At 44.1% G+C, this 10,812-nt stretch carries 9 protein-coding genes and 1 rRNA gene; 7 read left to right on the forward strand and 3 right to left on the reverse strand.

What is annotated here, in order from left to right; translation table 11 throughout:
* The first annotated feature begins 16 nt into the window (after positions 1–16).
* Positions 17–128 (forward strand): 5S ribosomal RNA (gene rrf / locus VIM72_RS29700).
* A 90-nt stretch (positions 129–218) separates the two neighbouring features.
* Here the strand turns inward: rrf and VIM72_RS29705 are convergent.
* The 3 genes from VIM72_RS29705 to VIM72_RS29715 all read right to left on the reverse strand — a co-directional run bounded on the left by VIM72_RS29705 (position 219) and on the right by VIM72_RS29715 (position 4,815).
* Entirely contained in the window at positions 219–1,058 is an 840-nt protein-coding gene (locus VIM72_RS29705; RefSeq protein WP_332006433.1) for a hypothetical protein, read from the reverse strand.
* 33 nt (positions 1,059–1,091) lie between these two features.
* Positions 1,092–2,117: a LacI family DNA-binding transcriptional regulator gene (locus VIM72_RS29710; RefSeq protein ID WP_332006434.1), complete on the reverse strand. Its 1,026-nt coding sequence runs from the start codon at positions 2,115–2,117 to the stop codon at positions 1,092–1,094.
* A 136-nt stretch (positions 2,118–2,253) separates the two neighbouring features.
* Complete coding sequence (locus VIM72_RS29715) at positions 2,254–4,815, reverse strand: zinc-dependent metalloprotease (protein ID WP_332006435.1); 2,562 nt, start codon at positions 4,813–4,815, stop codon at positions 2,254–2,256.
* Positions 4,816–5,562: 747 nt separating this feature from the next.
* On the opposite strand from VIM72_RS29715, the gene VIM72_RS29720 reads away from it, so the two are divergent.
* From VIM72_RS29720 to VIM72_RS29745, 6 genes are all read left to right on the forward strand, one after another.
* Positions 5,563–6,417: a MotA/TolQ/ExbB proton channel family protein gene (locus VIM72_RS29720; protein WP_079470957.1), complete on the forward strand. Its 855-nt coding sequence runs from the start codon at positions 5,563–5,565 to the stop codon at positions 6,415–6,417.
* 68 nt (positions 6,418–6,485) lie between these two features.
* Positions 6,486–7,139, forward strand: a complete 654-nt coding sequence (locus tag VIM72_RS29725; RefSeq protein ID WP_332006436.1) for a biopolymer transporter ExbD — start codon at positions 6,486–6,488, stop codon at positions 7,137–7,139.
* 63 nt (positions 7,140–7,202) lie between these two features.
* Entirely contained in the window at positions 7,203–7,817 is a 615-nt protein-coding gene (locus VIM72_RS29730) for a biopolymer transporter ExbD (protein WP_332006437.1), read from the forward strand.
* A 38-nt stretch (positions 7,818–7,855) separates the two neighbouring features.
* Positions 7,856–8,692, forward strand: coding sequence for a TonB family protein (locus tag VIM72_RS29735; RefSeq protein ID WP_332006438.1), 837 nt, complete (start codon positions 7,856–7,858; stop codon positions 8,690–8,692).
* A gap of 133 nt (positions 8,693–8,825) precedes the next feature.
* On the forward strand, positions 8,826–10,208 hold the full coding sequence (gene mnmE, locus VIM72_RS29740) for a tRNA uridine-5-carboxymethylaminomethyl(34) synthesis GTPase MnmE (protein ID WP_332006439.1): 1,383 nt from the start codon (positions 8,826–8,828) through the stop codon (positions 10,206–10,208).
* A gap of 273 nt (positions 10,209–10,481) precedes the next feature.
* Positions 10,482–10,812 (forward strand): hypothetical protein (locus tag VIM72_RS29745; RefSeq protein ID WP_332006440.1); only part of this gene is annotated, 331 nt, incomplete at its 3' end.

The raw sequence follows: 10,812 nt of genomic DNA on the forward strand, positions 1-10,812 counted from the left end.
ACAGCAAAAAAGATCTTATGGTGGTTATGCCGAGGGTGTTCACCTCTTCCCATTCCGAACAGAGAAGTTAAGCCCCTCATGGCCGATGGTACTGCACTATCATGCGGGAGAGTAGGTAGCTGCCATACTTATTAAGAAAAAGCCTTAGTGTTTCATACACTAAGGCTTTTTTATTTTATATCATTTGTGATCTCCCCGGAAATCATCTTTATAAATTACTATCTGCGGTTATACCATTGCGCCAGATCTATCGCAACACCCATGTTGAAATTTACAGGCTGGAAATAGTCATTGAAATTCTTATCGTTATAACTATTAGTGTCGTAGAAACTGTTATTGTTTAATGGCGTTGAAAACTGCAGCTGCGCCTGGAATTTTACATATTTAAATCCTACCCTTACAGTAAAAGCCGGCTCATAAAATACGACCGTTTTATCGTGAATCCGCATAAACTTGTTTTGCTCCACTTCATCGTTTTCAAATGCCTTTACTCCAATACTGCTATTGTAAAAATTTACAAATGAAAACCGGCTGCTGAACGCAGCTTCCACCACACGGTGGGCAAGCCCGAAACTGGGTTGTATAAACACTTTGCTGAAGCGGTTTTTGATAACATAGTCATTCAGGTTTATATTACCTGTACCATTGTTATCCGACCTGTAATCGCCGGAAAGCGTTTTAAAATGGCCCCCGCCGTAACCTGCATACACATCAAAAACAGTTTTCTTATTTGGGCCTATAGGTTTGAAGAAACCAATTGCTCCCTCTACCATTCCGCCACGGGTGTTATTATCCTTGAACACGCCATCATCATCGTAGCTGTTTGTAGGATCGGTATAACTCCATCCCCAGAGGTATTGGCCATTGGCCATAATCCCTATGTTATCAGTAATAGCAAAGGCGCCCTGCAAATTGGTAGGGGTAACACTGCCTTTGAATTCATACTTCTCTTTCAGCAATGGAACATTCACCTGGTTAGGGACATAGATACGTTTGTTACAGGAAGATACAGCAACTGCAGCAGTGCATAGTAGTGCTGCATAAATGGAAGATTTCATATAGTTGTAGGTTATCAGTTTTTACTATTGAATTTATGATCCGGTAGATTCCCGCTTGATCAGCTCTACAGGAAATACGTAATTTTTTGTCACTTTCACTGTTTCTTCATGATTGATCAGCTGAACGATGGTCTCTACTGCTTTCTGCCCCATATTATACCCCGATTGTTCAATGGTAGTTAAAGACGGCGAAATAATCCTGGAGGAGAGATCATTGGAATAGCCTACTACTTTGATCTGCTCGGGAACAGCTATATTCCTTTTCCTTGCTTCGCGGATAAAAGCAACTGCAGAACTATCATTAGCTGCAAACATCCCATCCGGCATTTTCTGTCCATCAAATAATTGTTGTGCAGCAACGGTGGCCGAATCCATTGTCAGGTCATGAATATAAACCAGCTGTTCATCAAATGGGATATTGTATTGTGCCAATGCTTCCTTATAACCTGAAAGCCTTTGCTGGTAAAGGTTACAGGTAAGTACTCCTGAAAAATGGGCAATGCGTTTGCAGCCTTGCTTGATCAGGTGCTCGGTAGCAAGAAAGCCGCCCCTGAAATCATCCCCGGTAATAGTGTATCCCTGGAAATCTGTAGGTACACGATCATAAAATACCAGTGGAATATTGTTCTTGATAAACGGGCTGAAATGATCAACGTTGGTGGTAAACATAGAGGCCACTGCAAGTAAACCATCTACACGGAGAGAATAAAAAGTATGTACCAGTTCTTTTTCCATCGCCACGGTCTCATCCGACTGGCCAATAACAATGCTAAACCCATATTTATGCGCCTCATGTTGAATACCGCTGATAGCGGTACTCTGGAAGTACATGGAAGTTCGGGGTACGATAAGGCCAAGAATATTCGACCTCTTTTTGCGCAAACTGGAAGCTATCCAGTTTGGAACATAGCCCATTTCTGTAGCTGTTGCCTGTACTTTTTCGCGTGTTTCCAGGTTGATAAGAGGATTGTTTTGTAATGCACGTGAAACAGTAGATGCCGACAGATTCAGTTTATGCGCAATATCGTATATCGTGATTTTGTTAGTCCGATCTTTCACTTTTGAGGCGTCTAGGTTAATAATGCAGCGATATTAAGCATTTTCCACAATAATTTATAAGGTTTTAAATATGTATAAAAGAAGGCGCCCTTCCCGGATTACCAGGAAGGGCGCCGATATCGTGTATACGGGTTCGTTATTTGGGATCCAGCGCCTTATTGATACGGGCTATCAGGTCCTGGAGGTGATTGCGGGTCATACTGTCGCCACTACCGGCAGCTGCACGCAGTTCAGTTCTCAGGGCCACCAGCTGGGCACGGCCAATGCCTGCAGCATCTGACCGCGATGCACTCGGAGGTGCATAACCACCCATCATCGGGTTGGCAGGAGCGGGAGGCGCTACCAGTTCAGAGAGGTTATCCACATAGTCGCGCTGCAGGTTCCTGCGGTATACGTCTATAGACTGATGTGTGTAAATTTCTGAGAAGATAGATTTCTTCAGATCGTTCAGCATTTCAACCGGGTCGTAAGCTTTAGCTCCCAGCGCGGCTTCACCGGTGATCAGTTTATTGATAGTATTGGTGCTCATCAGCTTGTCCAGGATGGGCGCCTGGCGTGAACTGATCAGGGATACGCCATCGCTGCCTATGCGGCTCAGCAGGTCCTGGTTGATCAGCCATTTTGGTGTGGTAAACAGTTGCTTGTTCAGGAATGCCACTGCCTCCTTCTGGATAGCCTTTGGAACGTATTCGTATACGCCGCCTGCCTGTTCTACCGTTTTCGGTGTTTCATAAATACCACCTACGTTTTTGGCTACATGCCCCATATAACGGCTAAACTGACCAGCCACTTCTTTATACAATTCAGACAGGTTACCATAGCCTTCGTTCTCTACTTTTGTCCAGCTAAGAAGATTAGGCATGATATACTGCAGGTTCTTAATGCCATAGCCGCTGGCTATCATTGCATTGTCGCCCAGGTCTTCATTTTGGGACCGTGGGTCATCCGGGTTTGATTCGGTACCAAACCAGAACTTCTTATCCTTCAGTTTTTCTATTGTTATTTTATTGAGAACGGGTACTTCCGCTTCCGGTGATTTTGCCTGTGGCAGCAGTTTGTAGCCCCATTCAATAGCCCATTTATCGTAGTAGTTAATACGGGGATAAAGATCAGCCCCGGTAATGCCATCGCCAGGTTGCGCTACGTAGTTGAAACGGGCGTAATCCATGATAGATGCGGCATGGCCATTCTTTTTCACCCACTCTTTATCGCGCAGTTTTTCAACCGGGTAGGTGGAGCTTGATCCGAAGTTATGGCGTAAACCCAGGGTATGGCCCACCTCGTGGGATGACACGAAGCGGATCAGTTCACCCATCAGTTCATCGCTGAATTGCATATTACGGGCGCGGGGATCGTTGGGGGATGCCTGTACAAAGTACCAGTTGCGCAGCAAACGCATTACGTTGTGATACCAGTTGATATGGCTTTCAATAATTTCGCCGGAGCGGGGATCGTGTACATGTGGTCCGCTTGCATTAGGTACATCGGATGGTTTGTATACGATGGCGGAGAATCGCGCGTCTTCGATAGACCAGGTAGAATCTTCCTGGGGAGTGGGCGCCATTTTAGCGATGATAGCGTTTTTAAAGCCTGCCTGTTCAAAAGCGGATTGCCAGTCGTTCACACCCATGATAAGGTATTTACGCCATTTTACAGGGGTGGCAGGGTCAATATAAAACACGATGGGTTTTACCGGTTCCACCAGTTCCCCGCGTTTATATTTCTCCATGTCTTCCGGCTTTGGTTCCAGTCGCCAGCGGGTGATCATCTGGAGTCTTTTTACACCCTGCGGATCCGCATCAAAGTCGGTAACGCTGGTAGTGAAATAACCTACACGGGGATCAAAGTAGCGGGGCTGCATTGGCACCGCAGGGAGTAATACCATAGAGCTGTTCAGCTCCACGGTAGCATTGCCTCCGGCGGAAGGGGGCATACCAGGACCACCGGAGCTGCCTGATTTGCTGTATGTTTTTACCGTTTTGATTTCGGTGTTCATCGGATATGATTTTACATCAGAGATGTAAGATTTATCCGGTTGAACGCCACCGATTTTAAGTGCGTTTTTAACCTGTCCATCAAAGAAAAGGATATCGTTGTCGCCACTGATGTATTCAGTCAGGTCAATAACATTACCTTTCCCGTTTTTAGATGTCGCCTTGACATCAAATGCTGCCACAATGGGTTGCAGGTTGGAGTTGCTCACAGAGGTGAACATTGGTTGGGTAGAATCTTTTGATACATCGGCATAGGAAATATTTTTCAGGAAGATGCGGTAATTGGGGCCTTTTTCAAAGCGGATCACATTTTCGCCGATGATATCACCGCTGAAGCCCATCATCATGGCGCGGAGGCCTGCGGCCGATTTGGATATCCTGTTTACTACCAGTACGTCTCTGCCCAGCAGGGAATCAGGGATTTCAAAGAAAAAGCGGTCATCCTGTTTGTAGATATTGAACAGGCCGGAGTCTGCCTGGGCTTTATCAGTAATTACTTCGGCGAAGGGCTTTGGGCCTGCTTTGGGTCCTGGTTTGATCATGGGGGGCTTCCCGGTACTGTCTTTTGCAGGAGCAGGAGTAGTTGGTGCGGCGTTACGGTTATGTTTTTTCCGTTGTGCGCTGGCAGGTTGATAAGCTGTAATACCCAGGCAAAGCGCGCCTGCCATGGCTACTATCAGTTTGTGGTGAAATGGTTTGCTCATTACGATTTAATAATTGGTTCTTGATTAGTTGTTATGTTTTTTTAAAAACCTTTGCAAGTAAGTATATTAAGTATTAACTTATCAGGAAAATCCATAAGCGCAGTAAAGACTGTAGGAATGGAAAAAAAGAAGTAAAATTGACAGTAGGAGTTAAAACAATAGTTGCGATGGCAACTTTTTTAATGTAAGTATTTATTGTTATAGCAAATAATAATTCCATATGGCAGAGATGGATGGAGACAGGTTGATTACCGCTGCCGTATTGAATTTCAAGTTATGAATCGGGAAAATATTCGGCGTTGTGTTGCTAAATGCTATTAGCGTCGCCTGAAACTGTTTACTGGCGCGGGAATAAATAAGTTAGCAGAATTGTAAGATTTCTGTTGGAACATTTGAATTTTTTCTTAAATTGTGCGTCCAACTTTGAAAAAAATCAAACGATTTCAAGTATTGGGACAGTAACAATAAGTTGTGAGAACTGCAATATTGGTTTATTCGCTTATGTAAGTGTTTGCTCTAAAAAAACGAGTGGTCTAAAAGCCCTGTGGTGGGGCTTTTGCGTGTGAAGGTTAATTTTTGTGGGTTTTTTTGGGCTGCACTTGTTTTTTTGGACCAACCGTATAACTTTGCGAATCACTGATTAAAACAGTAAATTGACAGTAAATTGAGTGCTGAGGGGCATTCTAAAGAGAATAATAACTTCTAACAAACAATAGTTTAATTTTTAACACTAAAATTTCAATCAACATGGCTGAGACTAAAACAACTGTGACTGCAGCTACAGCTAAGGCTTCTTCTCATCAACCTAAAAAGTCATCCAACCTGTTCGCAACGTTGGCTGTGCCTATCTGCTTAGTGATAGGATTCCTGTTTTTCTTTTTTGTATTAGGTAATCCAGCCAATTTCCAGGGTAATAATCCCGATGGACATCCTATAGATTCAGGTATCGGTAAATGGTTTGGTACTGTTTACAAAGGCGGTTATGTAGTACCGGTATTGATTTCCGTATTACTGGTGTGTCTGACTTTCGTGATCGAGCGCTTCCTGTACCTGTCAAAAGCAAAAGGTAAATTCAGTGGTTCTGAGTTGGTACGTAAAGTACAGTATCACCTGGCTAACAAAAATGTAGACGCAGCGCTGGCAGAATGCGACAAACAGAAAGGCTCTGTAGGAAACGTATTGAAAGCAGGTCTGAAAAAGTACAAAGAAATGGTTACCAATGCTGATCTGGATACAGAACAGAAGATCCTGACCATCAAGAATGAAATTGAAGAAACTACCGCACTGGAACTGCCAATGATGGAAAAGAACCTGGTGTTCCTGTCTACCATTGCATCAGTAGCAACCCTGCTGGGTCTGTTCGGTACAGTATTGGGTATGATCAAGGCGTTCTCTGCGATGTCTTCTGGTGGTGCTCCGGATTCTGCACAGCTGGCGTTAGGTATCTCCGAGGCGTTGATCAACACCGCACTGGGTATCGGTACATCTGCTATTGCGATCGTAATGTACAACTACTTCACTACCAATATTGACAGCATCACTTACGCTATCGATGAGTCTGGCTTTACTTTAACTCAGAGCTTCGCTGCAAACCACAAATAATCGCGGATTATTTATGGAATTTGAGCGGTTTTGAATCTATTTAAAGTAAATCATAAAACAGAGTAAAGATGCCTAAAGTTAAAATGCCAAGGAAAAGCACCGCCATTGACATGACAGCAATGTGTGACGTGGCTTTCCTGCTGTTAACTTTCTTTATGCTGGCGACTAAGTTCAAACCGGATGAACCGGTAACAGTAGTTACCCCATCCTCTATTAACACCACCCTTTTACCTGATTCTGATGTGTTATTATTCACAGTAGATAAGGATGGCAGAGTGTTTTTCAGCATGGATGGTCAGCCCAAAAGAAAGAAGCTGATAGAAGATCTGAACACGCAGTACAAACTGGGCCTGGGCGATAAAGAAATTAAAAGCTTTGTGACCGGAGCCAGTGTAGGAGCGCCTATTAAAGACCTGAAACAATATCTTTCCCTCTCTGAGGACGAGCGTAAAAAATCAGGACTGGATAAAGGAATTCCTACGGATTCTGCAAATAATGAGTTAGGTGCCTGGATCGAATATGGTGTGGCAGCACAAGGCGGAAGCATTGCAAAGCTGAAGTACTGTATTAAAGCAGACAACCAGACTCCTTATCCAAAGATCAAGGAAATCCTGGATACCTTCAAAAAGAAGCATATCCAGAAGCTGAACCTGGTTACTAACCTGGAAGAAGCTCCTAAAGGTACAGCTGCCTGGGAAGAGGCAAATGCACCTAAGAAGTAAACGGCAGTAAATACTTCCTGACCTGGAAGACTGCTGATTTAAGAACTAAAAAAATTGGCTACTATGGCAGAAATGGATACCAGCAGTAGTGGCGGTGGAAAGAAACACGGTGGAACGAAATCGAAGAAACAGTCGACCCGTGTGGATATGACGCCAATGGTGGATTTAGGTTTTCTCCTGATTACCTTCTTCATGCTAACCACTACCATGTCCAAGCCCAAAACAATGGACTTGATCATGCCAAAGGATACCGAAAATGAAAAGGACCAGAATAAGGTAAAAGAAAGTACGGCCCTTACCATTTTACTCGGAAAAGATAATCGTGTTTACTATTACGAAGGTTTGGCACAAGACCCGAATGCCTCTGCTAATCCTGACTTCTTCAAGGCAACATCTTTTGCCAACACCGGAGGAATCAGAGATGAGATCATCAGGAAAAGGGACGAAGTTTCCAAACTGAGAAATGCAAAAGGTGAACCAGAAGATGTTGTGGTGATTATTAAAGCTGATGATCAGGCTAACTACAAGAATTTCGTAGATATTCTTGATGAAATGGCCATCAACAGAATACAACGTTACGCAACTGTAGATATCAGTGACCAGGATAAAAAATGGATACAGTCTACAGAAGCAGCTAACGGTGTTCCTAATACTCCTGCAGCTCCGCCGGCTAAATAACTAATTTATTTTTTTGCATCCATCATAAAACAACAACAATGGATTCTGCTAAAGTCTTAAAGTCCGATTTTCTTGATATCCTGTTTGACGGCAGGAACAAGGAGTATGGGGCGTACGATTTGCGGAGACAGTATAATAAGCGTGTGCGGAATGCCATTTTGGGTACCGTGTCATTGTTTGTAATATTCTTCGCAACGTATATGATATCACAGTGGGTTAAAGCTTCTGAGGGTGAAAACACGAAGAAGCCGGTGATCCAGGAAATTAAGATGGAGGATGTGAAGTTACCGGATGATCCGAAAACGCCACCTCCGCCACCTCCACCGCCTGCGCCACCGCCACCGGTAAAACCGTCAGTACAGTTCACTCCTCCTGTAATTAAGAAGGATAATGAAGTACCACCGGATGAGGAACCTCCGAAACATGAGGACATTAAAGATAAAGCCATCAGCACCAAAACTGTAGACGGTGATCCGAACGGTATTGATCCGGGATTACTGGATGACAGTAAAGGTACTGGTGTAGTAGGCCCGCCTCCTGCTCCTGCAAAAGAAGAAATCTTCACTTTCGTAGAGCAGCCTCCAACCTTCCCTGGTGGTGAGGAAGCACTGGCCAAGTACCTGAGCAAAAACATCCGTTACCCACGCGTTGCGCAGGAAAACGGTATTTCCGGTACAGTATTCGTTCAGTTCGTAGTAGATTCTGAAGGAAACATTAAAGATGTAAAAACAGTAGGTGCCGCAAAAGGTGGTGGCCTGGAAGAAGAAGCTGTGCGTGTGGTGAAAACCATGCCTAAGTGGAAAGCTGGTAAGCAAAATGGCCGCCAGGTTTCTGTACAGTTCAATCTCCCGATCCGCTTTACTTTGCAGGAGTAGTACTGTATCAAGCATATTTTTCAAAGGTCCCGTTTCAACTTCGTTGGAACGGGACCTTTGATTTTCTGGAATTGGTGATAGCCCCGATTGTGTGTAAATTTGTGCCCTTTAAGAATTGGTAAATAAAAACGGTATGCTGGGGAAACTAACAGGATTCGATGATACAATTGTAGCGGTGGCAACAGCTCCCGGTCTTGGCGCCATTGCCGTTATACGGCTGAGTGGCCCCAATGCCTATAGTATCTGCAACGGGCTGTTCCCGGGCAAAGACCTCCTGCAGCAAGCCAGCCATACCCTGCATTTCGGTAACCTCGTTTCCAATGGGCACATCATTGATGAAGTAGTAATAAGTCTTTATAAAGGCCCCCGTTCCTATACCGGGGAAGACGTGATAGAAATATCCTGTCATGGTTCTCCCTATATACAGCAACAGATCATCGATGCCACTGTTAAAGCAGGCGCGAGGCTTGCCAAACCCGGTGAATTTACCCAACGGGCTTTCCTGAATGGCAAGCTGGATCTTACCCAGGCAGAATCAGTAGCAGATCTTATCGCCAGCAATTCAGCCGCCTCCCACCAAACAGCTATGCAGCAAATGAGGGGTGGATTCTCCAAAGAATTACATGCCCTGCGTGAGCAGTTAATCACCTTTTCTGCCCTGATCGAACTTGAACTGGACTTCAGCCAGGAAGATGTGGAATTTGCCGATCGTACGGGCTTATATACGCTTGTTTCCAATGCAACCGGGGTCGTTAAACACCTCATTGGTTCCTTCCGGATGGGAAATGTCATCAAGAATGGTGTAAATACTGCCATAGTGGGAAAACCTAACGCGGGTAAGTCCACGCTGCTGAATACCCTCCTGAATGAAAACCGAGCTATCGTCAGCGATATCGCCGGTACCACCCGTGATACCATCGAGGAAGTACTGAATATAGATGGCATCCTTTTCCGGCTTATAGACACTGCAGGCATCCGTGAAAGCCTGGATACCATTGAAAGCATTGGTGTACAGAAAACCATGGAAAAAATCCGGGAAGCCGGCGTTGTCGTTTACCTTTTTGATGTGAATGAGCTCACTGAAACGGATATACGTAACCAGGTGACAGCTTTTGAAGCGCAAAACGTTAATTATCTCCTGGTAGGAAATAAAACAGATATTACCGGTGAAGCAGCTATCCGCACTAAATTCTCCGCTATTCCTGAAATACTTTTTATCTCCGCAAAAAATCACGCACATATCCAGGAACTGAAAGATGCGCTTGTGCACAAAGTACTGGCCGGAGATGTTAATACAGAAGACACTATCATCACTAACGCCCGTCATCACGCAGCCCTGCAGGAAGTGTTGAAGTCGTTACTGGATGTGAAGCAGGGAATGGACAATGGGCTGCCGGGCGACTTGCTGGCATTGGATATCCGGCTTTGTTTGCATTATCTTGGTGAGATAACAGGGGAGGTGACAAATGAGGACAGGCTGGATTATATTTTTAGTAAGTTTTGTATCGGAAAGTAGGGGCTTTTCTATACTTTTCTCTATTTTCATATTCTTTCCAAACGCAATGTAGTAAAAGATTTTAGCCGAACAAATTTTTTATATTTTCCACTGATTTTTTTGGTTTTGGACCCCCAAAAGTGTACCTTTCGAATAGTATAGAAAGAGGTACAGGATTCTCTATTTTGGAGAAATGATGGCAGTAATTGACAGTAATAGACAGCTTGTAAATAATAGACGACCCGGATAAGCATACCTCTTATAACCCGTATTTCTGTTTTTTAATAATTCCACATGAGCAGTAATATCAGAATAAGAAAGATCTGCGAACATTGTAATGAGATATTCGTTGCCCAAAAGACGGTTACCAAGTTTTGCTCCCTGGAATGCGCAAGACGCAATTATAAACTCCGTCAAAAGAATAAGAAGGTAGAAGACTCCAATGTTGAAACCAAAGACAAAATGCTTCAATCAGCATTAGGCTCCCAGGTTGTATATGTTCCTATACAATTACCACCACAGGAACCCAGTGAGCTGGTAGACATTAAAGCCTTATCCGCTATCACCCGGATAAGTCAGCGTACCTTATTCCGTCTTATAAAAAACGATAACGAATTCCCACGGC

This window comes from Chitinophaga sp., assembly GCF_036569185.1.
Taxonomy (GTDB): Bacteria; Bacteroidota; Bacteroidia; order Chitinophagales; family Chitinophagaceae; genus Chitinophaga.